Annotated in this window: 31 protein-coding genes and 2 pseudogenes; 16 read left to right on the top strand and 17 right to left on the bottom strand. The window is 70.9% G+C overall.

Going from position 1 to position 26,350, the window contains the following annotated elements; all coding sequences use genetic code 11:
• Nucleotides 1-207: 207 nt before the first annotated feature.
• The 5 genes from ACH4SI_RS08595 to ACH4SI_RS08575 form a co-directional block, all read right to left on the bottom strand.
• Nucleotides 208-441, bottom strand: coding sequence for a hypothetical protein (locus tag ACH4SI_RS08595; RefSeq protein ID WP_398294145.1), 234 nt, complete (start codon nucleotides 439-441; stop codon nucleotides 208-210).
• On the bottom strand, nucleotides 438-578 hold the full coding sequence (locus ACH4SI_RS08590) for a hypothetical protein (protein WP_398294143.1): 141 nt from the start codon (nucleotides 576-578) through the stop codon (nucleotides 438-440). The genes ACH4SI_RS08595 and ACH4SI_RS08590 overlap by 4 nt, the downstream gene beginning before the upstream one ends.
• Nucleotides 575-4,105: a transcription-repair coupling factor gene (gene mfd, locus ACH4SI_RS08585; protein ID WP_398294141.1), complete on the bottom strand. Its 3,531-nt coding sequence runs from the start codon at nucleotides 4,103-4,105 to the stop codon at nucleotides 575-577. Before mfd ends, ACH4SI_RS08590 begins: the two co-directional genes overlap by 4 nt.
• Nucleotides 4,106-4,254: 149 nt before the next feature.
• On the bottom strand, nucleotides 4,255-4,518 hold the full coding sequence (locus tag ACH4SI_RS08580) for a hypothetical protein (protein ID WP_398294138.1): 264 nt from the start codon (nucleotides 4,516-4,518) through the stop codon (nucleotides 4,255-4,257).
• Nucleotides 4,511-4,870: a hypothetical protein gene (locus tag ACH4SI_RS08575; RefSeq protein WP_398294136.1), complete on the bottom strand. Its 360-nt coding sequence runs from the start codon at nucleotides 4,868-4,870 to the stop codon at nucleotides 4,511-4,513. The genes ACH4SI_RS08580 and ACH4SI_RS08575 overlap by 8 nt, the downstream gene beginning before the upstream one ends.
• Nucleotides 4,871-5,009: 139 nt before the next feature.
• On the opposite strand from ACH4SI_RS08575, the gene gvpO reads away from it, so the two are divergent.
• The 9 genes from gvpO to ACH4SI_RS08530 are packed head-to-tail and all read left to right on the top strand — an operon-like array spanning nucleotide 5,010 to nucleotide 8,603.
• A complete protein-coding gene (gene gvpO, locus ACH4SI_RS08570; RefSeq protein ID WP_398294134.1) occupies nucleotides 5,010-5,345 on the top strand; it encodes a gas vesicle protein GvpO in 336 nt (111 codons plus the stop codon).
• A 16-nt stretch (nucleotides 5,346-5,361) separates the two neighbouring features.
• Nucleotides 5,362-5,832 (top strand): gas vesicle protein GvpJ, encoded by a 471-nt coding sequence (gvpJ, locus tag ACH4SI_RS08565; RefSeq protein ID WP_398294132.1) that lies wholly within the window; start codon nucleotides 5,362-5,364, stop codon nucleotides 5,830-5,832.
• A 3-nt stretch (nucleotides 5,833-5,835) separates the two neighbouring features.
• Nucleotides 5,836-6,588 (top strand): GvpL/GvpF family gas vesicle protein, encoded by a 753-nt coding sequence (locus ACH4SI_RS08560; RefSeq protein ID WP_398294130.1) that lies wholly within the window; start codon nucleotides 5,836-5,838, stop codon nucleotides 6,586-6,588.
• Nucleotides 6,576-6,812, top strand: a complete 237-nt coding sequence (locus tag ACH4SI_RS08555; RefSeq protein WP_398294128.1) for a gas vesicle protein GvpG — start codon at nucleotides 6,576-6,578, stop codon at nucleotides 6,810-6,812. The genes ACH4SI_RS08560 and ACH4SI_RS08555 overlap by 13 nt, the downstream gene beginning before the upstream one ends.
• Nucleotides 6,805-7,155: a gas vesicle protein gene (locus tag ACH4SI_RS08550; protein WP_398294126.1), complete on the top strand. Its 351-nt coding sequence runs from the start codon at nucleotides 6,805-6,807 to the stop codon at nucleotides 7,153-7,155. Before ACH4SI_RS08555 ends, ACH4SI_RS08550 begins: the two co-directional genes overlap by 8 nt.
• The gene (locus tag ACH4SI_RS08545; RefSeq protein WP_398294124.1) at nucleotides 7,152-7,331 is read left to right on the top strand and encodes a hypothetical protein; all 180 of its coding nucleotides are present in this window, start codon (nucleotides 7,152-7,154) and stop codon (nucleotides 7,329-7,331) included. Before ACH4SI_RS08550 ends, ACH4SI_RS08545 begins: the two co-directional genes overlap by 4 nt.
• A complete protein-coding gene (locus ACH4SI_RS08540) occupies nucleotides 7,328-8,107 on the top strand; it encodes a GvpL/GvpF family gas vesicle protein (RefSeq protein WP_398294122.1) in 780 nt (259 codons plus the stop codon). The genes ACH4SI_RS08545 and ACH4SI_RS08540 overlap by 4 nt, the downstream gene beginning before the upstream one ends.
• The gene (locus ACH4SI_RS08535; protein ID WP_398294120.1) at nucleotides 8,104-8,328 is read left to right on the top strand and encodes a gas vesicle protein; all 225 of its coding nucleotides are present in this window, start codon (nucleotides 8,104-8,106) and stop codon (nucleotides 8,326-8,328) included. Before ACH4SI_RS08540 ends, ACH4SI_RS08535 begins: the two co-directional genes overlap by 4 nt.
• Nucleotides 8,325-8,603: a gas vesicle protein K gene (locus tag ACH4SI_RS08530; protein ID WP_398294118.1), complete on the top strand. Its 279-nt coding sequence runs from the start codon at nucleotides 8,325-8,327 to the stop codon at nucleotides 8,601-8,603. Before ACH4SI_RS08535 ends, ACH4SI_RS08530 begins: the two co-directional genes overlap by 4 nt.
• A 214-nt stretch (nucleotides 8,604-8,817) precedes the next feature.
• On the opposite strand, the gene ACH4SI_RS08525 is transcribed toward ACH4SI_RS08530, so the two are convergent.
• The 6 genes and pseudogenes from ACH4SI_RS08525 to ACH4SI_RS08500 form a co-directional block, all read right to left on the bottom strand.
• On the bottom strand, nucleotides 8,818-9,768 hold the full coding sequence (locus ACH4SI_RS08525) for a sporulation-delaying protein SdpB family protein (RefSeq protein ID WP_398294116.1): 951 nt from the start codon (nucleotides 9,766-9,768) through the stop codon (nucleotides 8,818-8,820).
• Nucleotides 9,768-10,367: an SdpA family antimicrobial peptide system protein gene (locus ACH4SI_RS08520; RefSeq protein ID WP_398294114.1), complete on the bottom strand. Its 600-nt coding sequence runs from the start codon at nucleotides 10,365-10,367 to the stop codon at nucleotides 9,768-9,770. Before ACH4SI_RS08520 ends, ACH4SI_RS08525 begins: the two co-directional genes overlap by 1 nt.
• A gap of 79 nt (nucleotides 10,368-10,446) precedes the next feature.
• Nucleotides 10,447-11,043, bottom strand: a complete 597-nt coding sequence (locus ACH4SI_RS08515) for a sporulation delaying protein family toxin (protein WP_398294112.1) — start codon at nucleotides 11,041-11,043, stop codon at nucleotides 10,447-10,449.
• Nucleotides 11,044-11,331: 288 nt separating this feature from the next.
• Nucleotides 11,332-12,318 (bottom strand): DUF1648 domain-containing protein, encoded by a 987-nt coding sequence (locus ACH4SI_RS08510; RefSeq protein WP_398294110.1) that lies wholly within the window; start codon nucleotides 12,316-12,318, stop codon nucleotides 11,332-11,334.
• Nucleotides 12,315-12,662: a GntR family transcriptional regulator gene (locus ACH4SI_RS08505; RefSeq protein ID WP_398295188.1), complete on the bottom strand. Its 348-nt coding sequence runs from the start codon at nucleotides 12,660-12,662 to the stop codon at nucleotides 12,315-12,317. The genes ACH4SI_RS08510 and ACH4SI_RS08505 overlap by 4 nt, the downstream gene beginning before the upstream one ends.
• Nucleotides 12,663-13,037: 375 nt before the next feature.
• Nucleotides 13,038-13,277, bottom strand: a pseudogene (locus ACH4SI_RS08500) (winged helix-turn-helix transcriptional regulator); the annotation flags it as partial.
• A gap of 105 nt (nucleotides 13,278-13,382) precedes the next feature.
• On the opposite strand from ACH4SI_RS08500, the gene ACH4SI_RS08495 reads away from it, so the two are divergent.
• Nucleotides 13,383-13,799, top strand: coding sequence for a hypothetical protein (locus tag ACH4SI_RS08495; RefSeq protein ID WP_398294108.1), 417 nt, complete (start codon nucleotides 13,383-13,385; stop codon nucleotides 13,797-13,799).
• Here the strand turns inward: ACH4SI_RS08495 and ACH4SI_RS08490 are convergent.
• Nucleotides 13,800-14,228 (bottom strand): annotated as a pseudogene (locus ACH4SI_RS08490) (nuclear transport factor 2 family protein); the annotation flags it as partial.
• Between the two features lie 63 nt (nucleotides 14,229-14,291).
• Nucleotides 14,292-14,627 carry a hypothetical protein gene (locus tag ACH4SI_RS08485; RefSeq protein WP_398294106.1) on the bottom strand — a complete coding sequence of 112 codons (336 nt, stop codon included), beginning with the start codon at nucleotides 14,625-14,627 and terminating at the stop codon, nucleotides 14,292-14,294.
• Nucleotides 14,628-14,793: 166 nt separating this feature from the next.
• On the opposite strand from ACH4SI_RS08485, the gene ACH4SI_RS08480 reads away from it, so the two are divergent.
• Both ACH4SI_RS08480 and ACH4SI_RS08475 read left to right on the top strand, forming a co-directional pair.
• Nucleotides 14,794-15,648: a helix-turn-helix domain-containing protein gene (locus ACH4SI_RS08480; protein WP_398294104.1), complete on the top strand. Its 855-nt coding sequence runs from the start codon at nucleotides 14,794-14,796 to the stop codon at nucleotides 15,646-15,648.
• 13 nt (nucleotides 15,649-15,661) lie between these two features.
• Nucleotides 15,662-16,000: a DUF397 domain-containing protein gene (locus ACH4SI_RS08475; RefSeq protein WP_398294102.1), complete on the top strand. Its 339-nt coding sequence runs from the start codon at nucleotides 15,662-15,664 to the stop codon at nucleotides 15,998-16,000.
• Nucleotides 16,001-16,268: 268 nt separating this feature from the next.
• On the opposite strand, the gene ACH4SI_RS08470 is transcribed toward ACH4SI_RS08475, so the two are convergent.
• Nucleotides 16,269-16,667, bottom strand: coding sequence for a VOC family protein (locus ACH4SI_RS08470; protein ID WP_398294100.1), 399 nt, complete (start codon nucleotides 16,665-16,667; stop codon nucleotides 16,269-16,271).
• Nucleotides 16,668-16,779: 112 nt separating this feature from the next.
• Here ACH4SI_RS08470 and ACH4SI_RS08465 point away from each other — a divergent pair, with 112 nt between their 5' ends.
• Together ACH4SI_RS08465 and ACH4SI_RS08460 are read left to right on the top strand one after the other, a co-directional pair.
• A complete protein-coding gene (locus ACH4SI_RS08465; RefSeq protein WP_398294098.1) occupies nucleotides 16,780-18,213 on the top strand; it encodes a MerR family transcriptional regulator in 1,434 nt (477 codons plus the stop codon).
• An 11-nt stretch (nucleotides 18,214-18,224) separates the two neighbouring features.
• Entirely contained in the window at nucleotides 18,225-18,863 is a 639-nt protein-coding gene (locus tag ACH4SI_RS08460) for a hypothetical protein (RefSeq protein WP_398294096.1), read from the top strand.
• Here ACH4SI_RS08460 and ACH4SI_RS08455 read toward each other — a convergent pair.
• On the bottom strand, nucleotides 18,853-19,842 hold the full coding sequence (locus tag ACH4SI_RS08455; RefSeq protein WP_398294094.1) for an aldo/keto reductase: 990 nt from the start codon (nucleotides 19,840-19,842) through the stop codon (nucleotides 18,853-18,855). The genes ACH4SI_RS08460 and ACH4SI_RS08455 overlap by 11 nt on opposite strands.
• 111 nt (nucleotides 19,843-19,953) lie before the next feature.
• Here ACH4SI_RS08455 and ACH4SI_RS08450 point away from each other — a divergent pair, with 111 nt between their 5' ends.
• Nucleotides 19,954-20,376: an NUDIX domain-containing protein gene (locus ACH4SI_RS08450; RefSeq protein ID WP_398294092.1), complete on the top strand. Its 423-nt coding sequence runs from the start codon at nucleotides 19,954-19,956 to the stop codon at nucleotides 20,374-20,376.
• A gap of 381 nt (nucleotides 20,377-20,757) precedes the next feature.
• Here ACH4SI_RS08450 and ACH4SI_RS08445 read toward each other — a convergent pair whose 3' ends face one another.
• Together ACH4SI_RS08445 and ACH4SI_RS08440 are read right to left on the bottom strand one after the other, a co-directional pair.
• The gene (locus tag ACH4SI_RS08445) at nucleotides 20,758-23,328 is read right to left on the bottom strand and encodes an ABC transporter permease (RefSeq protein WP_398294090.1); all 2,571 of its coding nucleotides are present in this window, start codon (nucleotides 23,326-23,328) and stop codon (nucleotides 20,758-20,760) included.
• On the bottom strand, nucleotides 23,325-24,173 hold the full coding sequence (locus ACH4SI_RS08440; protein WP_398294088.1) for an ABC transporter ATP-binding protein: 849 nt from the start codon (nucleotides 24,171-24,173) through the stop codon (nucleotides 23,325-23,327). Before ACH4SI_RS08440 ends, ACH4SI_RS08445 begins: the two co-directional genes overlap by 4 nt.
• Before the next feature lie 613 nt (nucleotides 24,174-24,786).
• Here ACH4SI_RS08440 and ACH4SI_RS08435 point away from each other — a divergent pair.
• Nucleotides 24,787-26,331, top strand: a complete 1,545-nt coding sequence (locus ACH4SI_RS08435) for an MFS transporter (RefSeq protein WP_398295186.1) — start codon at nucleotides 24,787-24,789, stop codon at nucleotides 26,329-26,331.
• Nucleotides 26,332-26,350 lie beyond the last annotated feature (19 nt).

Below are 26,350 nucleotides of genomic sequence, written 5' to 3'. Positions count from 1 at the left end.
CCCCGCCACTCTCTCCCTCACAGGGACCGTGCCCACGGATTTCCCTCCGTCGCACCGCGCCCTTCGGCCCGGTCCGCCGGGCCACCCATGCCGCGGCCTCCTCGGCCCCCTCGAACCGGGGACGGCCGCCGCGCGACCACGGGGGTGTCGCGTGGCGTCCGTCCCCGTCCACCTCGTCCGCGGTGCCTACCGCCGGCCGGTGGCCGCTCAGCCGATCGCCTCGATCGACGCTCCGGTCAGGGCCGCCACGGCGTCCTCCGCGCGGGCCGGGCTGATCTTCCCGCCGAGGAGCCGGCCGCGTACAGCATGGAAGGTCTCCACGACGAGATGGCCGGGCGCGGCCCAGTGCGGGTCCTGGGCGAGACGTGCGCGGGCCGCCTTCCCGGCGGCCCCGTCCCCCGTGAGCGCCTCGGTGAGCACGCTCGCGTCCACGCTGATCACGTGGCCGCCCCCGGATCATCCGGGTCGAGGCCGAGCCCGGCATCACGCGCGGCACGCCCGGCCTCCCGCTCGCGCACGGTGTCCGCCATGGCGCTCGCGGCACCGGCAAGCCGGTCCCCCGGGAACGTGCCCGTCAAGACCCCAGGATCGTCGTCAGGAACTCGCCCGTCCACGCCAGCAGTTCCCGCCCGACCAGCGGCTTTCCGCCGATGCGGGCCGTCGCCGGGCGCGGCACCAGGACCTGCTGGGTGGCGGGCTTGACGATCGCGCGCTGGTAGAGCCGCTTGAGGCGCAGCTCCTGGGACTCGCGCAGCTCCACCGGCCCGAAGCGGACGTTGGAGCCCTGGAGGGTGATGTCGCTGACGCCGCAGGCGCGGGCCAGCAGCCGCAGGCCCGCGACCAGGAGCAGGTTCTCCACCGGCTCGGGCAGCGGCCCGTAGCGGTCGGTCAGCTCCTCGCGGACGGCCCGGATGTCGTCCTCACTGGAGGCCGAGGCGATGGCGCGGTACGCTTGGAGGCGCAGCCGCTCGCCCGGCGCGTACTCGTGCGGGACGTGCGCGTCGACCGGAAGCTCGATCTTGACCTCCAGCGGCGCTTCCTCCTCCTCGGCGCCCTCGATGGCCGCCCGGTAGTCGGCGACGGCCTCGCCGACCATCCGTACGTACAGGTCGAAGCCGACGCCCGCGATGTGGCCGGACTGCTCGCCGCCGAGCAGATTGCCCGCACCGCGGATTTCCAGGTCCTTCATCGCCACGTACATGCCGGCGCCCATCTCGGTGTGCTGGGCGATGGTGGCCAGCCGCTCGTGGGCGGTCTCGGTGAGCGGCTTCTCCGGCGGGTAGAGGAAGTACGCGTATCCGCGCTCGCGGCCCCGCCCGACCCGGCCGCGCAGCTGGTGCAGCTGGGAGAGGCCGAAGTTGTCGCCGCGCTCGACGATGAGGGTGTTGGCGTTGGAGATGTCGATGCCGGACTCGACGATCGTCGTGGAGACCAGGACGTCGAACTTCTTCTCCCAGAAGTCGACCACCACCTGCTCCAGGGTGCTCTCCGACATCTGCCCGTGGGCGGTGGCGATGCGCGCCTCGGGGACGATCTCGCGCAGCCGGGCCGCGGCCCGGTCGATGGACTCGACCCGGTTGTGGATGTAGAAGACCTGGCCCTCGCGCAGCAGCTCACGGCGGATGGCCGCGCCGATCTGCTTCTGCTCGTACGGCCCGACGAAGGTCAGCACCGGGTGGCGCTCCTCCGGCGGGGTGGTGATCGTGGACATCTCGCGGATGCCGGTGACCGCCATCTCCAGGGTGCGCGGGATGGGGGTGGCGGACATCGTCAGCACGTCCACATTGGCCCGGAGCTTCTTCAGCTGCTCCTTGTGCTCCACGCCGAAGCGCTGCTCCTCGTCCACGATGACCAGGCCCAGGTTCTTGAACTTGGTCTCGGAGGAGAACAGCCGGTGGGTACCGATGACGACGTCCACCGAGCCCTCCCGCAGCCCCTCCAGGACGGCCTTGGCCTCGGTGTCCGTCTGGAACCGGGACAGCGCCTTCACCACGACCGGGAACTGCCCGTACCGCTCGCTGAAGGTGCCCATGTGCTGCTGGACGAGGAGCGTCGTCGGCACCAGGACCGCGACCTGCTTGCCGTCCTGGACCGCCTTGAAGGCGGCGCGCACCGCGATCTCGGTCTTGCCGTAGCCGACGTCGCCGCAGATCAGCCGGTCCATCGGGACCGACTTCTCCATGTCCTCCTTGACCTCGCCGATGGTGGTGAGCTGGTCGGGCGTCTCCGCGTACGGGAAGGCGTCCTCCAGCTCGCGCTGCCAGGGCGTGTCGGGGCCGAAGGCGTGGCCGGGGGCGGCCATCCGGGCCGAGTACAGCTTGATCAGGTCGGCCGCGATCTCCTTGACGGCCTTCTTGGCGCGCGCCTTGGTCTTCGTCCAGTCGGCGCCGCCGAGCCGGTGCAGCGTGGGGGCCTCGCCGCCCACGTACTTGGTGATCTGCTCCAGCTGGTCGGTCGGGATGTAGAGCCGGTCGCCGGGCTGGCCGCGCTTGGCCGGGGCGTACTCGACCACCAGATACTCGCGGGTCGCGCCCTGCACGGTGCGCTGCACCATCTCGATGTAGCGGCCCACGCCGTGCTGCTCGTGGACGATGAAGTCGCCCGCTTCGAGGGTGAGCGGGTCGATCGTCTTACGGCGGCGCGCGGGCATCCGCGCCCCGTCCTTGCCCGCCGCCTTCTGCCCGGACAGATCCGTCTCGGTGAGGACGGCCAGCTTGAGGCCCGGGTCGACGAAGCCGTAGTCGATGGAGCCGCACGCCACGTGCACCACGGACGGCTTGATCTCGCCGAGGTCCGCGTCGAGCCGCGCCGCGATCCCCTCACCGCTCAGCACCTCCACGGTCCGGGAGGCCGGGCCGTGGCCCTCGGTGACGTACACCGCGCGCCAGCCCTCGGCGAGCCAGCCCTTGGTGTCGGCCAGCGCGCGGGCGGTGTCGCCGCGGTAGGACTCGGGGGCGTGCATTCCCAGGGTGAGGGTGTCTTCGTCCAGCTCCGCGTCGGCCGCGAAGGGGCTCACCGACCACCACATCATGCCCAGCTCGCGGGCCCGGTCCCGGACGTCCGCAAGCCCCCACAGCGAGGCCGCGCCCACGTCGATCGGCGCCTCGCCCCCGCCTGCCGTGGCCGCCCACGACGCCTGGAGGAACTCCTGCGAGGTGGCCACGAGGTCCGCGGACCGGGTCCGCACCCGCTCCGGGTCGCAGACCATCGCCATGCTGCCCGCGGGCATGACGTCCAGCAGCAGCTCCATGTCGTCGACCAGCACCGGGGCCAGGGACTCCATGCCCTCGACCGCGATCCCCTCGGCGATCTTGCCCAGCAGCTCGCCCAGCTCCGGATGCTCCTCGGCGAGCGCCGCGGCCCGCCCCCGCACGTCCTCCGTCAGCAGCAGCTCACGGCAGGGCGGGGCCCACAGCCCGTGCTCGGCCACCTCCAGGGAACGCTGGTCCGCGACCTTGAAGTAACGGATCTCCTCGACGTCGTCGCCCCAGAACTCGACCCGCAGCGGATGCTCCTCCGTCGGCGGGAAGACATCGAGGATGCCGCCGCGCACGGCGAACTCGCCGCGCTTCTCGACCAGCTCCACCCGGGAGTACGCGGCGGCCGCGAGCCCGTCCACGACCTCCTCCAGATCGGCGCTCCGCCCGGCCCGCAGGCTCACCGGCTCCAGCTCGCCGAGCCCCTTGACCTGCGGCTGCAGCACGGAACGCACCGGCGCCACCACCACCGACACCGGCCCCGCCGCCGGATCGTCGGCGCTCGGGTGCGCGAGCCGGCGCAGCACGGCGAGCCGGCGGCCGACCGTGTCCGAACGCGGCGAGAGCCGCTCGTGCGGCAGCGTCTCCCACGACGGGTACTCCACCACCCCGTCCGGCGGCAGCAGCGAGCGCAGCGCGGCAGCCAGATCCTCGGCCTCCCGGCCGGTGGCGGTCACCGCGAGCACGGGCCGCCCGGCGGAGCGCGCCAGCGCGGCGACGGCGAAGGGCCGGGCGGCGGGCGGGCCGACCAGATCCACATGGGGGCGGTTTCCATCGGCGGCGCCGCGCACCGCCTCGGCGAGCGCGGGGTCCCGTACGACGGCGTCGAGCAGGCCGGTGAGGCTCATAAAGGGGTATTCCATCCCGGAGACGGACAACGCGAATCACCCGACACGTCACACGGGCCGGGGGTCTTCCAGAGTACGGCCCCGCGCCGACATCGTCCGCCGGGTGCGGTTTGTCCGGTCATACCGTGACGGTCGCCGACCCCGGCGGGTCACAGCGGCCAGGCGGTCACCTGGACGATGTACAAGCGTTCCTGCCTCACGACGGTCAGGTACTGGAACATCCCGCCGGGCAGAACCTCCTCCTGCACACCGGGCGACTGCCCCCTATAGGCGGAGCCGTCCAAGTAGAGAGCCGCCGCCGCACGGACCAGTTCGTCCGCGCGCGCTTCAACCTGAGCGATGAAGGCGAGGTTCGGCGATTCGCCGATGACATGGTGAGCGTCTGGGTTGTACTCCCAGCCCCAGTCACCCATGGCCGATCTGCGCACGCGCAGCCTGCATGATCTCCCGGATCTCATCCATGGCGGCCTGCCACTTCGGATCCTCCTTGTCGAGCGTCTGTGCGGCGTGCTCGGCGGCGTGCAGACGTCGGGCGACCTCGGGAAACCGCTCGACCTCGATCACCGTGGCCCACTTGAGCTGGAACATGGCGATCGGCCCGAAGCTGTTGGACTGCGTGGCCATGGTGAACACCGTGTCCCGTTCGGAGGTCATCTCCGCCAAGCGGGAGGGCGCGACCTGCGCCAGCGCGGCCCGCAGTGCCGGGAAGGTCTTATCGGGCCTGGGGATCAGCGCCCCGCCCTCGTGTACGGGCTGCGTGGTCATGTGTCCTCTGCCTCCAAGGTGCCGTGCTCACCGTACGACAAGCGAGAGTGCCGCAGGCCCCGGATGCGTGGGAACGACACCGCGCATCCGGCCCAGCTCAGCGCGCGGCCGAGCGCGCCCTGTGAACAGACTGATGCACATGGCAGAGCGAGAGCGGCGCACATCCGGCGCCGAGACCAGCCGCAGGACGCGGGAGCGGGAGCCCGGGTCCGGGTCCGGGTCCGGGCCCGAGCAGGCGGCCGGGCACGCCTGCGACCGGCTCGCCGCGCTGATCACCCACCCCACCGAGGGGGTCTCCGCGGTGCGCCGGACCGAGGACGGCTGGCGGGTGAGCGTGGACGTGCTGGAGGTCGCCCGCATCCCCGACACGACGAGCCTGCTGGCCACGTACGAGGTGGACCTCGACCAGCGGGGCGAGCTGCGCGAGTACCGGAGGATCCGCCGCTACCGGCGCGGTGCGGCCGACGACTGCTGAAAGGACCCGCCCGACCATGGCCCCCACCACCTACACCGAGGAAGTCGTCTGCGTTCCGCGGGCGGGCACCCTGTACGACGTCATGGAGCTGATCCTCGACCGCGGCATGGTGATCGACGTGTTCGTCAGGGTCTCCCTGGTCGGCATCGAGATCCTGAAGATCGACGCCCGGATCGTGGTCGCGAGCGTGGACACCTACCTCCGCTTCGCGGAAGCCTGCAACCGCGTGGACCTCGAACACGACCGCACCAGCCGCACCGTGCCCGAGCTGTTCGGCGGAGGCGGGGGCGGCGGCACCGGGGCCGGGGCGGTGGCCCAGGGCCTCGGCAAGCGGAAGGTCAAGAAGGCGGTCGGCGCCGTGGAGGAGAAGGTCAAGTCGGCCGTCGGCGGCGAGAGCGAGGACGAACCGGAAGAGGAGACCCGGCCGCGCCGCCGCACCAGCGGCACCACGGCACCCCGCACCCGCCGCCGCTCCGAGGAGGACTGACCGATGGCCGCGCCGCCCGTCTCGCCCGCACCCCCCAGCGTGTACGTCTACGGCGTCGTCCACGCCCGCCGCGTCCTGCCACCCGGCCGCACGGGCGTCGGCGAACACCCCGCCCCGCTGCGCACGCTGCGCGCCGGTGAGCTGGCCGCCGTCGTCAGCGACGCACCGGAGGGGCTGCGCGCCAAGCGGCGCGACCTCCTCGCCCACCAGGAGCTGGCGCTGGCGCTCGCGGCGGACGGGCCGGTGCTGCCCATGCGCTTCGGGATGGTCGCGCCCGACGAGGACATGGTGCGGCGCCACCTGGAGTCCTCGCACGACGACTGCCTCGCCGCCCTCAACAGGGTCGACGGCCGCGTCGAGATGAACCTCAAGGCGGTCCCCGCCCAGGGCGATCTGCGGTCGCTGGTGCGCGAGGACCCCGAGGTCGCCCGGCTGCGCGCGGCCGCCCACCGCACCCCGGGCTACGAGACCAGTCTGCGGCTCGGTGAGGCCGTGGCCCGGGGGCTGACCCGCCGGGCCACCGCCACCGCCGCCGCGGTGCTGGCCGCGCTGTCGGAGGTGGCGGACGAGCGGGTCGCCGGGCCCGAGGTGCCCGGCTGCGTCCTCAACGCCTCCTTCCTCCTCGCCCGGGACGAGATGCGTCGCTTCCGCACCGTGGTGGAGCGTCTGGCGGCCGAGCACGGCGGCCATGTCGAACTGCGGCTGACAGGACCGCTGCCCTGCTACAGCTTCGTGGAGCCCGCATGGGCGTGCTGAGCGAGATCGCGCTCCTCCCGCTGGCGCCCGTACGGGGTGTGGTGTGGGTCGCGGAGTGCCTGCGGGACGCCGCGGAACGTGAGACGTGCCACCCGTCCGTGATCCGCGCCCGGCTCGCCGCCCTCAACGAGGCGCTGGAGTCCGGAGCCATCACCCCCGACGAGTTCGACCGCGAAGAGGACCGCCTGCTCGACCTGCTGGAACAAGGAACGCGCCGTGACTGACCGCGACCTGCTCTGCGCGCCTCCCCCGACCACCGGCCCGCCCACGTCCGACCTCGCCGAGATCCTCGAACGGGTCCTGGACAAGGGCATCGTCATCGCGGGGGACATCAAGATCGACCTGCTGGACATCGAACTGCTCACCATCCGGCTACGGCTGTTCGTCGCGTCCGTGGACACCGCCCGCAAGGCCGGGATCGACTGGTGGGAGACCGACCCCGCGCTGTCCTCGCGCGCCAGGCGGGACGCGCTCGCGGAGGAGAACGAACGGCTGCGGGAGCGGCTGGACGCCTTCGAGTCCGGCGAACTGACCGCCGCCGCCCCGGCGGGAGGCGATGGCGCATGACCGTCACGCTCACCTACACGTACGACGGACCCACCGTCACGGAGGGGAACGCGAGGCTCAGGGAGCGGCTGGAGTCCTACGAGTCCGGTGAGCTGACCGCGACGAGTACGGGCGCGGGTGCCCGCACGGCAACCTCAGGCGCCACCGGCAACCGCCCCGCCGGGAGCAACGCATGACGACGCCCGTCCTCACCTACGCCTACGCGGTCTGCAGCCCGTACGACGGTCCCGCCCCCGCAGACCTGCCCGGCCTGAACCCGGGCACTCCCGTCCGCACCCTGACCGCGGGCCCGCTCACCGCCATCGTCCAGGACGTACCGGCCGCCGATTACTCCGAAGAGGCCCTGCGCCAGCGCCTGTCCGACCGCGCCGACCTGGAACGCTGCGCCCGCGCCCACCACGAGGTGATCACGGCGGTCTCGACCGTCACCGCGACCGTCCCCCTCCCCCTGGCCACCCTCTACCGCGGCAACGAACGGGTCCGGGCGGCCCTGCGCGAGCGGGAGGCGGCCTTCCTCAGCGCGCTCGACCGGCTGGCGGGCCGCACGGAATGGGGCGTAAAGGTCTACGCTCCCACAAGCCCTCCACCCGTCCGGGAATCCGCCGCGGTGGACACCGGCCGCGCGTACCTGGACCGCATCCGCAACCGCCACCAGGGCCGCGAACAACGCCAGAACGCCGCCCTCCAGGCCGCCGAGCGCGTGGACTCCGTCGTACGCGCCTTCGCCGTGGCCGCCCGCCGACTGCGCCCGCACGGCGTCGAGGTCACCGGCAAGGACCGCACCCATATCCTCAACGCGGCCTACCTCCTCGACGCCACCCGCACCCGCGAACTCCGCGCCGCGCTGGACTCCCTGCGCCGCGACGAGCCCGCGATCCAGATCGACCTGTCGGGCCCCTGGCCCCCGTACTCCTTCACCGACGCCTTCGCCGACACCGGGACCGCCCCATGACCACCGCCGCCTGGGGCACCACCCCCGCCGAGGCGCACGGCCCGATCGGCGTGCCGCTGGTCGACCTCCTGGACCGGGTGCTCGCCACCGGGGTCGTGGTCAGCGGCGACCTGGTCATCGCCATCGCCGAAGTCCCCCTCATCCGGCTCTCCCTGCACGCCCTGCTCTCGTCCGTCAACGAACGCGTCCCCGCCCCCTGGACCGACGGGGGTCCCCTGTGACCCCCTCCCGCGTCGACCTCGACCCCGACGCGATGGGCCGCGACCTGGTCGCCCTCGTCCTGACTGTGGTCGAACTCCTCCGCCAGCTGATGGAACGCCAGGCCCTGCGCCGCATCGACGCCGGCGGCCTCAGCGACGACCAGATCGACCGCATCGGCACCACCCTGATGCACCTGGACCGCCGGATGACGGAGTTGTGCGACCAACACGGCCTCACCCTCGAAGACCTCAACCTGGACCTGGGCCCCCTGGGCACCCTGCTCCCCCGCGACTAAGGGGTGTCTTGTCGATCAGCCACCTCGCCTGCGACGGACGCGGCCGGCCCTTGGCCTTCCTCCTCACCTCGGGCAACCGCAACCACTGCACCCAGGCCGGATCCGTCATCGACCGGATGTGCAGACACCGGCGCGGTCGACGCCTGTTCCACGCCGACCGCGTCGCCGCCGGCTCCACGGCCGGCGGCGACAAGTGGCCCGTCAAGGCGACCTTTCAGACAGGGACACGTACCTCGGCGGGTTCATCGTCCCTCGGCCGGGTTGCCGTGAGCTGTCGGGAGGCCCCGTGAAAGAGACGCTTGAAGTCGGGATCGTGCCCGAGAGGGGACAAGAGCAGGAGGAGGCCGGCCCACATCGCGATGGCAAAGCTCCACAGGCCCATGACGATCGCGATGAAGAGGTGGAAGAGGATGCCTGCGGGCAGCAGCATCCACCGCACCCGTTGGGGCATGAGCAGCGCAGCGGCCAGGGCGATCTCCAGAACGAGAGGGCCCCAGGTCATCGCGGCGACGCCCAGGGGTTGCTCGACGATGGCGCTGAGCGCCGGCCGTAGCCAGTGCGGTGCGCCGAAGTCGTAGTTGTTGACCCAGTAGTACAGGGCAGTGCCATCGGCCCATTCGGCGTGGGGCAGTTTGGCCACGCACGACTGGAAGTAGAGCACCGCCATCTGGATGCGTGCCGCGACGATCGCGCTGGTGCCCAGGAGTGCCCACAGGACGCGATGCTGGGATTCGGGCCGCTCGAGCGGTCGGCTGGGCTGCCAGTGCCAGCGGCGGGAGTCGCCGACGGCCACTACGGCGATCAGCAGGGTCAGGATCCAGCTGATCTGGTCGCCGCCGTCGGGGATGGAGATCCCGGTGAAGACGCTGAAAGCCACGTAGGCGTGCGGGATGGCGGTGAAACGGGGCCGCCATCCGCTGGCCGCGACCACCAGGACCAGGCAGCACAACCAGCGCATGGTGTCGTAGTGGTCAGCGGAGACCAGGCAGAAGGCCCCGCCCGCGTTGACGCCCTGGCACAGGGGATAGCGTCCGACGGAGGCGACTTCACGGAAAAGGGTCGCCGCGTCACTGAATGCCAAAGTGCCGAGAGTAGCGAGGGCGAGAAGCGTACGGGCAAGGCCGTACCCCGCGGCCCAGGGTATGGGAAAAGTACGCTGGCGCATCAGCAGGTCACCTCCAGCACCATGACCCGCTCGGGGCTGTGCGGCTCGGGCATGAGGTCCCGCCACGCCCATGGGGTGGGTTTCTCCTCCAGCAGGCCGATGGTTCCGCACAGGATGGGCTCCGGAGAGCGGTTATGGATTCGCCGTGCGGGTGCGCCGTAATTCGTCAGGCACTGCTGTCGGCTGTCGGCGCACTGATGCCAGTCGCCCTTTCGCGCCGCAGACAGCAGGAGCGCGATCTCCACTCCCTGGGCGCGTGATCTTCGGTTGAGACCGAAGGCATTGCGAGGCGAGGAGTGCGGAGTAAGCGAATTTCGCTTCCAGCTATCCCGAACTTTCTTGTACGGGACCAGTTCTGCCTCTCTTGGCGACTTGGTGAAGAAGGCCCACCCCTGGGGGGCCATATTGGTGACGGTGTGCCTGACGTTCCTTTGGCCGGGCAGGGAAATCACATTCTTCGGGAGGTGCTCCTGAGCCACATACGCGATGACTATCGCCCACACGGCACACACCACGACCACTGATTTCAGCGATACGGAAACAACTGTGCCTCCGGTCCGCGTAAAAGCGGCACGGAAGGCGTGGAATTCGGTTTTCATTTAGGTGTTTGGTTTCCTAAGGGCGCCGGAAGGACGAGCCGTGGGGCGGGAAGTCTGCAGCCTTCCCGCCCGTCGGACATCAGGCGGTCTTCAGTGCCTGCGTGACCTGGGCGATGGCCTCGTCCCGCGACAGCGGCGTGTCGTCACCAGCGGTGGGTTCTTCGCTAAAGACCCAGTTCTTGCCCTTGACGAAGTTGGCGCCCACGGCCAGCGTGACCGTGACGACGGCACCGGCCGCGGTGATCACGGCCGCGATGTGCACGACCGCCGCGCCCACCGCCACGGTGACACCACAGAGCTGCCCGTTCTCCACCGGAGCAGCGGACTTGCCCTTGTTGTCCTTCGCGACGGCCAGCAGCATGTTCTGCGCGTCGGTGACGGCCTTCTCGACCTGGTGCGGGTCACCGCTACGGGCCCTGCCGCTCAGGTCGGCGAAGAAGCCGGGCGACCGCTTGTTGATCAGCTCGATGACCGCGTCGGACGCGCGGACCTCGTCCGCCGAGTTGTTGTCGAGGTGTTTACGGGCCTCCGAGAACAACTCCAGCTTGGCGAGTTCCCGGCCCACCTTCCCCTGGCCGAAGAAAACGCCCCGGAAGACGTTCTCACCATCGGCCTTGGCCGACACCGTGGACGCCGTCGCCGCCTGTCTCGCGGACGCACCGCGCGCGTCGGCCATAGCCGACGGCGCGACGGAAACGCATAGAGCGGCCGCCGTTACACCAGCTATCGCCAATAATCCGCGCTGCTTGATGTTCAATTCGTTCCCCTCGAATCGACGAATACCCGGAGGGAAAATCGCGTGCGGTCAACACACTCCCCCCACTATGCGACCCAAAGCTTCACACGCTTCACACAGAAAAGTCGACTACTTGTGATGTACACCACATGTCGGGAAGTTGAGGCATTGATTCCGTAAAGAATTACATCTTCAACAGCTCATATTGAGTTGACCAGACGCAGACCTTCATTCGGCATGCCGAACACCCAAGGAGTTCAGGAGGGCGGCTCCGCGTTCGGCATCGTCCACACTCACAGCGAATTCCTTCCCGTTCTTGGAACGGATGACCAGGCACTGGCCGCTGCGCAGCATCACCGTGGTTCCCAGCCCGCTCAGCCGGTAGCCCCAGCCGCCGACCTGGGCAGGCGTACGGTCCTCAGCACGGGCCGCCGTGATGTCGTCGGCGGCCCAGCGCCGCATCGGCCAGCCGAAGGGCCCCAAGGCGACTTCCAGACCCTGTTCGCTGACCCGCGCCTGCACCGAGGAGCAGCCGAGCACCAGGACACAGGCGAGCGCGAACGGCCCCGCGGCCAGCACGAACGGAAGATCCGTCAGTCCTGCCGCCACAGTCACGACGGCGGCGATGGCGAGCAGTCCGGTCACCGCGGAAATCGCATGGAGCCAGGGGTTCGACGTGCGGGAAAGCCAAACGAGCCGCTGCCCGGCCGGAATGGCCATGGCCGGACCCTGCGCCGCCTTCCGGGGGCCGGCCGGCCCCCGGAAGGCGGCCAGCGCACAGATCGCACCGCCCATGACCGCCACGACGAGCGTGCCCACGACCCAGCCCGTCACCGAATCCGCCTCGTGCCAGTCCGCACGGTCCAGGTTCGCCCGCACGATCGACGCCTGTACACCGACCAGCATCACAGCGCCGAACCCGAGACCCGCGGCCGCCCATCCCGGTATCGCACTGCCCGCCCCAGCCCCCGCGCGTCGCATCGCCACCGCGACCACGACCACCAGCACCGCCCAGATCAGCGCCGGAAAGAGACCCGCGGCCCATAACGGCATGGAGCCGTCCGGTCTGCCGGAACCCGCGTCCCAGTGCGTCGCCAACCGGTCCGGCAGTCGGCCGCTCGCGGCAGGCGGCAGCGCCACCAGCAGAGCCAGGACGCCCAGGCCCCAGCCGGCGACGCCCCACACCGCCGCGCTCTTGCGTCCACGGTCGGTCACGGAATCTCCCTGATCATGTCGATGAGATCGCTCTTGCTGTAACCCCGGTGCGCGGCGTCGGCCACAAGATCACGGACGCGGTCCAGTAGTGCGGAACGCTGGTCCGCCCCGTCGGCCACCGTCACGCCCCGCCCCCGCCGGAACTCCAGCACCCCCTCGTCGCGAAGGGCCCGAAGTCCTCGCAGGACCGTGTTGGCGTTCACCCCCAGCGCCCGGGAGAGATCCCGCGCAGGAGGCAGCCGGTCGCCCGGCGCGCATTCCCCCTCCGCGATGGCGCGCCGGATCGCACCGGCCACCTGCTCATGCAGGGGGCGGTTGTCCGCAGTGTCCAGTCTCAGGAGCATGGTGCTAATGAAGATAGCACCATACGTTTGAAAAGTTGGCAGGGTTTTGAGCCGGAACGGCGGAGCACCCCGCCCCTGGCATCCGGAGGACCGGGCATTCCTGCAACCGGCCCGCATCAGCGACGGCCCGATTCTCCACGTTCTCCTCCGCAGGACTCCTCGGGCGACCAGCGCCGCCAGCAGCCCGGCGATGGCGAGCGTGACCGGCAGCGTGAATTCGAGCCCGTGCACCCCGGCAGCCAGGAGGAACTGGTCCACGACTCCCAGCGCGACCGCACCCGCCACGGGCCCGTCGATGCCCGCACAGCGCGGTCCCGAGAGACGCTCCGGACGCGCTGGCCAGGGCCGGTCCGTCCGATCATGCTCTGCCGCGGTGTCGTAGGCGGCGCGAGCCTCAGCGATGGCAGACCGGTGCCGCTCGGCCCAGCTCACCAGCCCGGTCAGCGAAGCGTGGAGCTCCCGGGCTATGGGCGTGAGGCCGTACTCGACCTTGGGCGGCACCGTTGGATACACGGTGCGAACGAGCAGCCCGTCCCGCTCCAGCCTGCGCAGGTCGAGGGTGAGCATCCGTCGGCTGATGCCGTTGATGGCGCGTTCCAGTTCGGTGAAGCGGACCAGCTCCCAGCGCGCTGAGGGCGTGGACGTATCCCTTCGAGGAGGTCGTCTCGTTCGGTTTAGTAGCCTGCCACGGAGCTGTCTGCCGGGCGGGGGGAAGTGACCGTGGAAAGCATCCTGCCCGTGGCCATCGGGGCTGGTATGGGCCTCATAGGGGCCGTGTTCGGGTCGTGGTTCACCGCGCGCCGGCAGGATCGCATGTGGCTGCGCGAACAGAAGCTGAAAGCCGGGGTCGGCTTCAACACCGCTGTGTCGCAACTCATCGACTACCTTCGGGAAACACAGCTGAGTGACGACGGCGCCGGGGGCAACGAACTGGCGGGCCGGATGCAGGAAGCCCGGTCAGCCCTCTACCTCCTGTGCGCCGACGACACCGTCGCTCTCGCCGATGCACTCGCGCGCCGGGTCTGGAGTTCCCGGCCCAGCGAGGGCAGGGACGAGCGCAGGGCCGAGTACAGGGAGACGCTGGATCTCCTTCGCCGCTTCACCCGCCAACTCCGGCAAGAGATCGCCAGGACGTAGATCGAATGCCTGGGCAACGGCGAGACTGTCCTCGTAGACATGGTGCCGGGCGACCAAGCCGTCCTCGAAGCTGAGAGGCATCGCGAATCGTGCGCGATACGCCCGCCCGGTGGATCGAGCAGTCTGGCGAATCTCGCCGAGCACGACCGCGTCGCTCCCATCGATGAGGATGCGCTCGACTTCAGTGGCCACCTGCTCCGGCACGTGGTGCTCGGCAAGTTCGCGATAGTGGGCGGCGGCGTCGGCCCGGGTGGACCGGTGACGGATCCAGGGCGTCGCCGTACGACCGTGCTCGGCTTCCGGCCAGTTGAGCTTCCAGTCGCACTGCTCGGCGTACAACTCGGCAATGCGCTCGGGGTTGCCCTCGCTGATCCTGCGCAGCAACTCCTCAACGGCGGCCGGTGTGTTCGTAGGTGTGGCTGTGGACATGACCGCAACCTAGTCCGCACCGGTCGGCCCCGGCGATTACCTCAGAGGTAGGGCCGAACCGCCTTAGGCAGCCTCGGCCGCATCGAACGTGGCGGCGCGAGACGGCGTGAGCCACACCAACCGCGCCGTCACGCCCTCCAACAGCGCGAAGTGCCGGATGGCACGGTCGGCCGAGGGCAAGCTGAACCGACGCCTCCCGTCGACGCTGGTGACGTCCGCGTGTCCGTCCTGGTACGCCATGCCCCACGCCGCGACCTCGGCGTCCCGCCAACCGTCATCCAGCACGTATTCCTGGACGACGGCGAAGAGGCGGGGCGCGGTGTCGAGCACGAGTTCGCGCACCTCCTGGTAGAAATCGAACGACTCAGAGGCGGGATTTTGTGGGGATACCGTGGCCATCGATGTCTCCTGTCGCAAGCGGGAGTTGAACAGAACAACGCCCTGACCTGGCATATGAGTTACACCATAGGTCGCCACTATGATGCGACCAACAGAATCGATGGGATACGCCATAACACCCCTCGTGTGGGTGACGGCGCAGCCATGTGAGCGAGGGGAAAGCGCGATGGCCCGGACCAAGCTTCCGCCGACCATCCGGCAACGACGACTCGGCGCCGAGCTGCGTCGGCTGCGCGAACGTGCCGACCTCAACGCCACGCAGGCGGGCGCGCTTCTCGGCTCGTCACAGTCACGCGTCAGCAGCATCGAGTCCGGCGCCTACGCGGTCAGCGCGGAGCGGGTGCGGGCGATGGCCCGCGCGTACGGCTGCACGGACGCGACGCTGATCGAAGCGCTCGCGGGAATGACCGGCGGACGGACCCGGGGCTGGTGGGACGAGTACCGCGACATCCTGCCGCCGAGCATGCTCGAGATGGCCGAGCTGGAGCACCACGCCCAGGCGATGCGGGTGGCGTCCGTCATCCACATGCCCGGCGTCCTCCAGACACGCGCCCATGCCCACGCGATCATCAGCGCGGTAGAACCACCGCTCGCTCCGCATGAGGTCGAGCACCGGGTATCGCACCGGATCAAGAGGCAGGCGGTCCTCTACGGGGAGCAGCCGACACCTCTGACCGCGACCCTGCACGAAGCCGCCCTGCGCATGGAATTCGGCGGCGCGAGCGTGGCCCGGGCACAGTTGGAGTACCTGCTCACCATGAGCGAGAAGGAGCACATCACCCTGCTGGTGATCCCCTTCGGGGCAGGTGCTTTCCCCAACTCCGGCCAGGGGCTCATCTACCTGTGCGGGGAAGTGGCGGCGCTGGACACTGTGCAACTCGATACCGATCACGGCTCCGAGTACCTGGACACCCCACCACAGCTGGCCCGCTACCGCAGCACATTGGACCGCATGGAAGCCCTCGCGCTGAAGCCGACGAAATCCCGCGACAGGATTCACCGCATCGCGCAGAGCCTCTGATTAAGGTACGTCCGTGCCCACTTACACCTGGCAGAAGTCCTCGTACAGCGGCAACGCAGGCAACTGCGTCTACGTACGCAACGACCGCGACGGCACCCTAAGGGTCCGCGAGAGCGACGCACCCGACACCACTCTCGCCGCCAGCCCCGCCACCTTCGGCGCCTTCATACGCGCCGCCAAGGCAGGCAGGTTCGACCACATCGCCGCCGTCGATCACAGCCAGCCGCTGAAGCGTGCAGACGATGAGGACACGCTGGCCTTGGCCGCGTACCGGGCGAGTCAGACGAGCGGCACGTTCGTCGGTGTCCCGCATGAAACGGCTCGTGGGCGGCTCAGGCTGGAACGTGGCTGAGCCACTGGATCACCTGGGCGGGAGTGCGGCTGCTCATCACTGCAAGCCCCACGGACCCGTGCGCCCGAGCCGTACTCCGGTGCTTGCTCGTCGCATACAGCACGGCAGCACCTTTACCGTGCCAGACGCGAGCGTCGGAGGCGCGGGCTTGCAGCCGGAAGCCGAAAGCCTGAGCTGGGAACAGCTGCGTGGTCTGCTGTACGGGCATCGTGCATGACCGGGAGCCGGTCCGCCCCCGTGTGCGGACCGGCTCCCGGCGGGGCGGGGCTCAGCCGTTCTCCACGACCATCAGCGTGTTGCCGTCCGCGTCGCGGAAGCTGAACATCGGCGGGACCGGGGCGCCCCAGCGCTGGACCTCCGGGTCGGTGTCGACGCCTCGGGAGCGCAGGGTCGCATGGTCGGCGTCGATGTCCTCGGAGGTGAGGATCAGGCCGGTCGCGCAGGCCGACGCCTGCTGGCCCTCGCGCGGGAGGCAGAGGGCGATGCCGGTCGGGGCGCCTTGCGGGGCCACCTCGATCCAGCGCATGCCGTCGCCGAAGGGGATGTCGGCGCGCTTCTCGAAGCCGAGGGTGTTGACGTAGAAGTCGAGCGCCCGGTCCTGGTCGGCGACGGTGACGGCGACCCGGCCGATCTCGGTGAGCCGGGTGCCCTTTGCGGTCTCGGTCATGGCGACCTCCCTGGTGAGAATGGGTTATGCCGTTATGACCGGGGCGCCGCGCGGAACTCATCGGTCGGCGTCGATTGACCTTCGAGCCGCTTGAAGGCCCAGCATGGCGGCCATGGACGACGACGAGCCCCTGATGGGCATCGGCGCCTTCGCGCGCCGGGTGGGGCTGGCGCCGAGCGCGCTGCGGTTCTACGACGACTGCGCCGTGCTGCGGCCCACGCGGGTGGACGCGGCCACCGGGTATCGGTACTACGCCCCGGAGCAGGCGCCCCGCGCCGACCTGCTGCGGCGGCTGCGGGAGGCCGAGCTGCCGTTGGCCGAGGCGACGACGGTGCTCGACGGGCCGCCCGAAGAGGCCCGCGCCGTGCTGCGGGACCATCTGCGGCGGACCCGGGAGTCGGCGGCGGCCGCCCGCGCGGCGATCGAGGACGTGCTGCGCGCCTTGCCGGGCGGGGCGCGTCGCACCCGGGCCCGCGTCGGGGGAGCCGAGCTGGCGGGGGCGGTGCGGCAGGTGGGCTCGGCGGTGGCGACGGGCGCGGTGCGGGAGGAGTTCCCCGTGCTGGGCCGGGTGCTGATCGAGCTGGCCGAGCAGGAGCTGCGGCTGGTGGCCACCGACCGGTACCGGCTCTCCGTACGGGCGCTGCGGCCACTCGCGATCGAGGGCGAGCCGTGCGGGCTGATTGTCGGCATCGAGGAGCTGCGGGACCTCGCGGGCTGGGCGCGCGGGCTGCCGGAGGTCGCGGTCGAGGTCGACGGGGCCGAGGTGCGCGTACAGGGCGGGGGTGAGGAGCGGGCGCTGTCTGCCGCGGAGGAGGTGTTCCCCGCATACGGCCTGGCGCTGGACGGGCTCGCCGCCGCCCGGCACCGGGTCATCGCCGACCGGGCGGCGCTCTGCGCGGCCGTGGCAGAGCGGGTCGGCGACGGACCGGTCGTGCTGCGGACGGGCGACGGCGTACTGACGGTCGAGGGCGGCCGCCCGCTGCCCGCCGTCCCGCACGGCGTCCGACCGGGCGCGGCAAGGGGCACCGCCGCAGGGTGTGCCCCGGGTGCCCCCGCACGGGACACCGCCGTACGGGACGCCGCCGCAGGGGGCATCCCGCTGGCCGCCGCCGTACTCGGCAACACACTGCCCGTCGCAAGGGGCACCGCCGTCGGCAGCAACCCACCGCCCTACGCAGGCGGCACCACCGCAGGGGACGCCCCGCTGTCCGCCGACGACGACCCTCTGCCCTCGACCGCACACGGCGCCACACCGCCAGTCACCGCAGGGGACCCGCTGGCCGACGCCGCCGACGGCGATCCGCTGCCCGCCCGCGCAGATGACACCCCGCCGCCCTCCGTCTCCGACGGCAATCCGCTGTCCGCCCTCTGCACCGGGTCACCACTCCGCATCGCCTTCGATCCGGCCGTCCTCGTGCCCGCGCTGGAGGCGAGCGTGGGGCCGGACGTGCTGCTGGAGATCGCTTCGGAGCGTGAGCCCGTCGTCGTCCGGTCCGCCGATCAAGGGAGTTTCACGACGCTCGTCATGCCCGTCCGGACCCCGTGAAGGAGAGCGCAATGGATCCCGACAACCCCGTGGTGCGGCTGTGCGTACAGGGCATGGCCGCCGAGGCGGAGGGGCGGGCCGACGACGCCCGTGCCCGCTTCCGGCAGGCGTGGGACGTCGCCACCGACGACTACGAGAAATGCGTGGCCGCGCACTACCTGGCGCGGCACCAGCCCACCCCCGAGGAGACCCTGCGCTGGAACCAGGAGTGCTGGGACCGCGCGGACGCGGTCGGCGACGACCGGGTCCGCGGCTTCTACGCCTCCCTGCACGTCAACATGGGCTCGGCGTACCGGGCACTCGGTGACCCCACCGCTGCCCACCGGCACTTCGTACGCGCCGCCGCGCACATCGGCGACGTGCCGCCGGGGGCTTACGCGGACTGGACCCGCTTCGGCATCGCCGACGGGCTGTGCACCACCCGCGGCGACGGGCCGCTCGCCGTGCTCCTGCACCGGCTGTGCGCACGCGGCGAGCTGCGGGCGCTCGGGGTGATCCTGCCGCCGTACCTGGGCGACCTCGGCACGGCGGAGGACCGGGAGCGGCTGGTCACCGCGCTGAGCATGGTGCACGCCGCCCGCTGGCTGGCGGATGACGAACAACAGGCGCTGGGCGCGGTGATCAGCGAGCTGATGGGGGTCAGCCGTTGACGAAGGTGAGGCTCTTCTCGTCGTAACGCGTCCCGGCCACCTGGTCGGACGGGGCCGCCGCGTCGATCGCGGCCAGTTCCTCGGCGGACAGCTCGATGGCGACCGCGGCGAGGTTCTCCTCCAGGTACTTCTCGCGGCGCGTGCCCGGGATCGGCACCACGTCGTCGCCCCGGTGCTGCACCCAGGCGAGGGCGAGCTGACCGGCGGTGACGCCCTTCTCGGCGGCCAGCTCGTCCAGCTTGTCGACGATGGCCAGGTTCTGTTCGAGGTTGCCGTCCGCGAACCGGGGCTGGGTGCGGCGCATGTCCGTCTCCGGCAGGTTCTCGACCGAGGTGTAGCGGCCGGTGAGGAAGCCGCGGCCGAGCGGGGAGAAGGGGACGAGGCCGATGCCGAGTTCCCGGCAGACCGGGGCGGTCTCCCGCTCCAGGTCGCGGGTCCACAGCGACCATTCGCTCTGCAGCGCCGCGATGGGGTGCACCGCGTGAGCTCGGCGGATCGTCACCGCGCTCGCCTCGGACAGCCCGAGGTGGCGCACCTTGCCCGCCCGGACCAGCTCGGCCACCGCGCCGACGGTCTCCTCGATCGGGACCTCGGGGTCGACGCGGTGCTGGTAGTAGAGGTCGATGTGGTCGATGCCGAGGCGGCGCAGCGACGCGTCGCAGGCCTGCCGTACGTACGCGGCGTCGCCCCGGATCGCGGTGGGCTCGCCCAGCCGGTTGGCGAAGCCGAACTTGGTGGCCACGACCGCCTGCTCGCGGCGCGCCCCGGCCAGGGCCCGGCCGAGCAGCTCCTCGTTGTGGCCGGAGCCGTAGAAGTCGGAGGTGTCCAGCAGGGTGACGCCGAGGTCGAGGGCGCGGTGGATGGTGGCGATCGACTGCGCGTCGTCCGAGTCGCCGTAGCCGTGGCTCATCCCCATGAGCCCCAGGCCCTGTGCGGCGACGGTGAGTTCGCCCAGGCGGCGGGTGGGCAGAGTGGACATGGGTGCCTCCTTGGTGGTCGTGACGATCACGCTAGAAGTTGGAGCGCACTCCAAGTCAACCGGGAAAAATCGCTGGCCAGGGGCGTGCCCCCGACTGCCAGAATCGCCCGCATGACGTACATGACGGACGAGGGTGAAGAGCCGATGGCGGTCGTCGCCGCCGCGATCGTGCAGCGGGGACGGCTGCTGGTCGTGAGCAAGAAGGCGGCGCCCGAGGTCTTCTATCTGCCCGGCGGAAAGCCGGATCCGGGCGAGAGCCGGTTGGAGACGCTGGCGCGGGAGCTGGACGAGGAGCTGGGTGTGGCCCCGCTGGAGCCGCGGCTGCTGGCCGAGGTCGAGGGGGTGGCCGTCCTGGAGAAGGTGCCGATGCGGCTGACGGTGTTCGAGGCGCGGATCGACGGGGTGCCCCGCCCGGCGGCCGAACTGGCGCATATGCGCTGGATAGGAGGCGGCGAGAGCGACATCCGGCTCGCGGGGGCCATCCGGAACCATGTGGTGCCCCTGCTCCGCACCGGGGGCGTACTCGCGGCGTGAGGCGGACTTCGGGCGCCCGGCCAAGAGGACGACGGCGGATCGTCGCCACTGAACCGGCCGTCCGCCCCAAGCGGCCGCCACGCCGCAGGCGGGCGCACCCCGGCGGGGGCGGTACCTCTGCCGCGCGCGGCAGGCGCGCCCGGGTGGCAACGCGTCACCGTCGGGAGACGCCTGCCGCCGCGTCGCCATGCCGCCGGGCGCGGGCCCGCGGGTCGCGGGCGCGGGTCGTAGGTCCGCCGGACGTGGGCCACAGGCCCACCGCAACGCTCGCGCGGCACGCACACGGCAAAAGAACCGGCCCGGTGCGCTCCCCCGTCGCGCATCGGGCCGGCCTCGTGCTGCCCCTCCCCCATAGAAGGGGCAGCCGTCTCTCCTCCCGGGTCAGTCCGTCGCGATGGCGTTCAGGATGTTCATCCGCGCCGCCCGGAAGGCCGGGATCAGGGCCGCGATCAGGCCCACCACGGCCGAGCCGATGAAGACCGTGATGATGGTCGACCAGGGGATCTCCAGGGTCTTCAGCCCCTCCAGCGCGAGCAGCTTCTGCGCTGTCGCGCCCCAGCCCATGCCCAGGCCCAGGCCGAGCAGCGCGCCGAAGAGGGCGATGACGACGGACTCCAGCCGGATCATGCGGCGCATCTGGCGGCGGGAGAGGCCGATGGCGCGCATCAGGCCGATTTCCCGGGTCCGTTCGACGACCGACAGGGCGAGGGTGTTCACGACGCCGAGGATGGCGACGATGATCGCGAGCGCCAGCAGACCGTAGACCAGGTTGAGCAGCTGGCCGATCTGGTCCTTCATCTCCTTCTTGTAGTCGGTCTGGTCGCGGACCTTGACCGACGGGTACTGGTGCAGCTCGGCCTTGAGGGACTTGTACGCCGCGGCCTCCTGGCCGTCCTTCGCCTGGGCCAGCATCATGACGTTCGCCGGGATCAGCTTGGCGGGGACGTAACGCTCGACGGTGGTGATGTTGAGGTAGAGCGCGCCCTTGTCCAGGCTGACGTCGTCCGAGGTGATCGCCGCGACCTTGAGCTTCGCGGTGCGGCCCTCCTTGAAGGCGACGGTCAGGGTGTCGCCCTGCTTCACCTTGTGGTCCTTGGCGAAGCCTTCCGGCACCGACATGGCGTCCTTGCCGTACGAGGCGGCCAGGTCGCCCGCGACGACCGGGGTCCGCACGTCGTCCGCGTACGTCGGGTCGGCAGCGGTCAGATCCTTGGTGGCCGTCCTGCCGTCCGGCAGGGTGATCTTCGCGCCGTCGATCACCTTGGCGTCGCTGATGTGGTCAAGGCCCTTGGCCCGGTGGGCCGCCTGCTCGATCTGCCGGGTGATCGGCTGGCCGCTGTCGGACTGGACGATGAAGTCCGCGCCGACCGACTTGTCCAGCTCGTCGGTGGCCGAGGCGACCATCGAGGAGCCCACCACCGACAGGCAGGCGACCAGCGCCAGGCCGATCATCAGGGCCGCGCCGGTGGCGCCGGTGCGCCGCGGGTTGCGCAGCGCGTTGCGCTCGGCCAGCCGGCCGACCGGGCCGAAGATCCGCAGGACGACGGTGGCCAGGGCCCGGACCACCAGACCGGCCAGCAGCGGGCCGATGACGATGAAGCCGATGAGGGTCAGCACCACGCCGAGGCCCAGGAACATCGAGCCGTCGACCGCCTTGTCGGCGTTGCCCGCGACGACCAGGGCCGCCGCGCCGCCCGCGGTGAGCAGGGTGCCGATCGCGCCCCTGATCCGTCCGGCCTTGGTGTCCGCCGGGGTGCCCGCGTCGCGCAGGGCCGCCATCGGGGAGATCGTCCCGGCCCGGCGGGCGGGGATGTAGGCGGCGATGACGGTGACGACGATGCCGATGGTGAGGCCGACGACGGGCGTGGTGGGCTTCACCGTCAGCTGGTCGGTGCTCAGGTGCAGACCCGCGCTGCCCATGATCTTGATCAGGCCGACCGCGAGCCCGACGCCGCCGAGGACGCCGAGGATCGAGCCGACGACGCCGAGCAGCAGCGCCTCGATCAGCACCGACCGGTTGATCTGCTTGCGGCTGGACCCGATGGCGCGCATCAGGCCGATCTCTCGGGTGCGCTGGGCGACCAGCATCGAGAAGGTGTTGACGATCAGGAAGATGCCGACCAGGACGGCGATCCCGGCGAAGCCGAGCATCGCGTACTTCATGACGTCCAGGAAGGAGCCGATGCCGTCCTCGGCCTCCTTGCTGGACTCGGCCTTCGTCTGCACCTTGAGGCCGGTGCCGAGGTCGGCGACGACGCTCTTCTTCAGCTGGTCGTTGCTGACGCCGGGCTGGGCGGTCAGCGCGTAGCTGGTGTACGCACCGGGCGCGCCGAGCAGCTTCCGCTGCGCGGTGGCGGTGTCCATGTAGACGATCGTGGCGCCCGGGTTGGTCACCTGGAACGTGGCGATGCCGACGATCTTCGCGCGGAACTCACCGGGCAGGGCGACGATCCGCAGCTCGTCACCGAGCTTCAGCTTCTTGGTGTCGGCGGTGTCGGCGTCGACCATCACCTCGGTGGGGCCGCGCGGCGCATGGCCGGAGGTGAGCTTGACCGAGCGGTGCTCGGTGCTGTCCCAGTTGGTGCCGATGGTCGGGGCGCCGGACTTGGGCCCGATGCTGTCGCCCTTCCGGTCGACGGCCGTGACCGACTCGCTGGTGGCGTCTCCGGCCACCGACTTGACGCCGTCGACCCGCTTCAGCTTCGCCAGGTCCGCGCCGGGCAGGGTACGGATCCGGCCCTGCCGGACGTCCTTGTCGCTGCCGCCCTTCGGGCCGACCGTGACGTCGGAGGCCGTGCTCGAGAAGAGTTTGTCGAACGTGGCGTTGGTCGTATCGGTGAAGACGAGGGTGCCGCAGACGAACGCCACGGACAGCAGGACGGCGATCGCGGACAGCGCCATCCGTCCCTTGTGTGCGAGGAAGTTGCGCAGTGAGGTCTTGAGGACGGTCATGACACCCGTCCACGGGCGTCGAAGTCCTCGGGGGTCCGGCCCGCGGCGACAGCCGCTGATGTCCCCGTGCCCCCCGGCGAAAAGTGCCGCATGCGCTCCAGGACCAGGTCGGCCGTGGGGTTGTGCATCTCGTCCACGATCCGGCCGTCGGCCAGGTACAGCACCCGGTCGGCGTAGGAGGCGGCCACGGGATCGTGGGTGACCATCACGATCGTCTGCCCCAGCTCGTCCACGGAGCGCTTGAGGAAGCCCAGCACCTCGGCACCGGCCCGGGAGTCCAGGTTTCCGGTCGGCTCGTCGCCGAAGATGATCTCGGGGCGGGCGGCCAGGGCGCGGGCCACCGCGACGCGCTGCTGCTGACCGCCGGACAGCTGGTTCGGACGGTGCTTCAGCCGGTCGGCGAGGCCGACGGTCTGCACCACCCGGTCCAGCCAGGGCCGGTCGGGCTTGCGGCCCGCGATGTCCATCGGCAGCGTGATGTTCTCGATCGCGTTGAGCGTCGGCAGCAGGTTGAACGCCTGGAAGATGAAGCCGATCCGGTCCCGGCGCAGCTGCGTGAGCTTCTTGTCCTTGAGCCCGGTGATCTCGGTCTCGTCGATGAAGATCTGGCCCGAGGAGACGGTGTCCAGACCCGCGAGGCAGTGCATCAGCGTCGACTTGCCGGAACCGGACGGGCCCATGATCGCCGTGAACTGGCTGCGGGCGATGTCCACGTCGACGTGGTCCAGCGCGACCACGCGGGTCTCGCCGGAGCCGTACGCCTTGACCACCTGGCGTGCCCGGGCAGCGACGGCCGTATGTCCTCCGCTGCCCCCGGTCTTGGGAATCGATACGGCGGTTGTCACGGTGTTCTCCTCATTTATCGTCTATATCGGATTTGGGGCGATCACACGAGTCCACGTGATCGCCCGAGTCAGCCTTCCGGAATCCGGCGGCCGGGACGATGAGGCCCGGCGCCGTCTTCGGGTGGGGCCAGCCCTACCCCCCTCGGTCCTGCTGGCCGTAACCACAGTAAGGAGCGGTATCGCCCCGGCTCGTCCTTCCCCGGGACGAACCCCGGGTAGGAGGAAAGGGGACGGATCCCCTAGGGGAGTAAGCCCTGGGGTGGAGCGCGTCTCGGGGTCGAGCCTGCCCCCTTACGTAACGGAAGGTGCAAGTCCGGCGCCTCAACAGCCCTGATGCGTTCTTCCCCCGCCCCGATGCGGCATGGAATGGTGGGTCGTACAAGAATTGGACACCAGAGCCGGCGCGGACCGGCGGAGGGAGCGCGCCACGGTGGGCGGCACCGCAGAAGGGCCTGACGCGGACTCCATATCCCCCCTCCCCGAGAACCCCCCTCCCGGCGAGAACCCCCCTCCCGGCGAGAACTCCCCTCCCGGCGAGAACCCCCCTCCCCGCGAAGCGGCCGCCGCATCGGGAGCCACACCGCGCGGCCGGCGCCCCGTCGCCGCCGCGCTGATGCTCTCCATGGCGCTGACCGCCCTCGACACCACCATCATCTCGACCGCCGTTCCGCAGATCGTCGGCGATCTGGGCGGCTTCTCCGTCTTCTCCTGGCTGTTCTCCGGCTATCTGCTCGCCGTCACCGTCACCCTGCCGGTCTACGGGAAGCTCTCCGACATCTTCGGCCGCAAGCCGATCCTGGTGTCGGGCACCATCGTCTTCCTCGTCGGATCGCTGCTGTGCGCCGGAGCCTGGAACATGGCCTCCCTCATCGCCTTCCGCATCGTGCAGGGGCTGGGCGGCGGGGCGCTCCAGGGCACCATCCAGGTGGTCGCCGCCGACCTCTATCCGCTGAAGGAACGCCCCAAGATCCAGGCCCGGCTGTCCTCCGTATGGGCGCTGTCCGCGGTGACGGGCCCCGCGCTCGGCGGCGTGCTCGCCGGATACGCCGACTGGCGCTGGATCTTCCTCATCAACCTGCCGATCGGGGCGCTCGCCCTCACCCTCATCGTCCGCCATCTGCACGAACCGGTACGGCGGCGGGCGGCCCGGCCCCGCATCGACTGGGCGGGCGCCCTCACCATCTTCGCCTGCGGCGGGCTGCTGCTGACGGCGCTCGTCCAGGGCGGAGTGGCCTGGGGCTGGCTCTCCGTACCGTCCCTCGCGCTGCTCGCGGCGAGCGCCGGATGCGCGACCCTGACCGTATGGATCGAACGGCGCGCCGCCGAGCCCATCATCCCCGGCTGGGTGTGGCGGCGGCGCACCATCTCGGCGGTCAACCTCGCGCTCGGCGCGCTCGGGCTCCTCATGATCGCCCCGACTGTCTTCCTGCCCACCTACGCCCAGTCGGTGCTGGGCCTCGGGCCGATACCCGCCGGGTTCGTGCTGTCCGTGATGACCCTGAGCTGGCCCATCTCGGCCGCGCTCAGCAGCCGCGTCTACAACCGCGTCGGCTTCCGGCACTGCGCCATGATCGGCATCGGCGCCGCCGCGCTCATCCTGGCTGCCTTCCCCCTGCTCCCCTACCCCGGCGCAGCCTGGCAGCCCGCGCTGATCATGCTGCTGCTCGGCGCCGCCCTCGGGCTCTTCCAACTACCGCTGATCGTCGGCGTGCAGTCCTCCGTGGGCTGGGCCGAGCGGGGCACCGCCACCGCCTCGATCCTCTTCTGCCGCCAGGTCGGCCAGTCCATCGGCGCGGCCCTCTTCGGCGCCGTCGCCAACGCGACCCTCGCCGCCCGGCTCGCCGCAGCCCCGCCCGGCATCCGCGACGGCCTCCCCGGCGACCTCGACTCGATCTCCCACGCCCTGGACCACCCCGGCGCCCTCAGCGCCCGGGCCGCCGGCTATCTGCGGCGCGCGGTGGACACCGCCGTCGACCACGTCTACCTGGGCGCCGCCTCCGCCGCGGTCCTCGCCCTGCTGGCCCTGCTGTTCCTCGCCCCGCGCCGCTTCCCGGTCCGCTCCGAAACGGGAAGCGGAACGGAAACCGGAACGGAAGCGGAGGCGGAAGCGGGGTCCGCCGCCGACCAGCTGACGGCGAACCCCGCCCGGGAGACCTGACCCCGCCCGGCCCGGACCG

Origin of the sequence: Streptomyces sp. NPDC021212 (assembly GCF_044332925.1) — a bacterium.
In the GTDB taxonomy this organism is placed as follows: Bacteria; Actinomycetota; Actinomycetes; order Streptomycetales; family Streptomycetaceae; genus Streptomyces.
The sequence above is the reverse complement of the archived record's forward strand: the minus strand, read 5'-3'. Positions and strand labels throughout refer to the sequence as shown.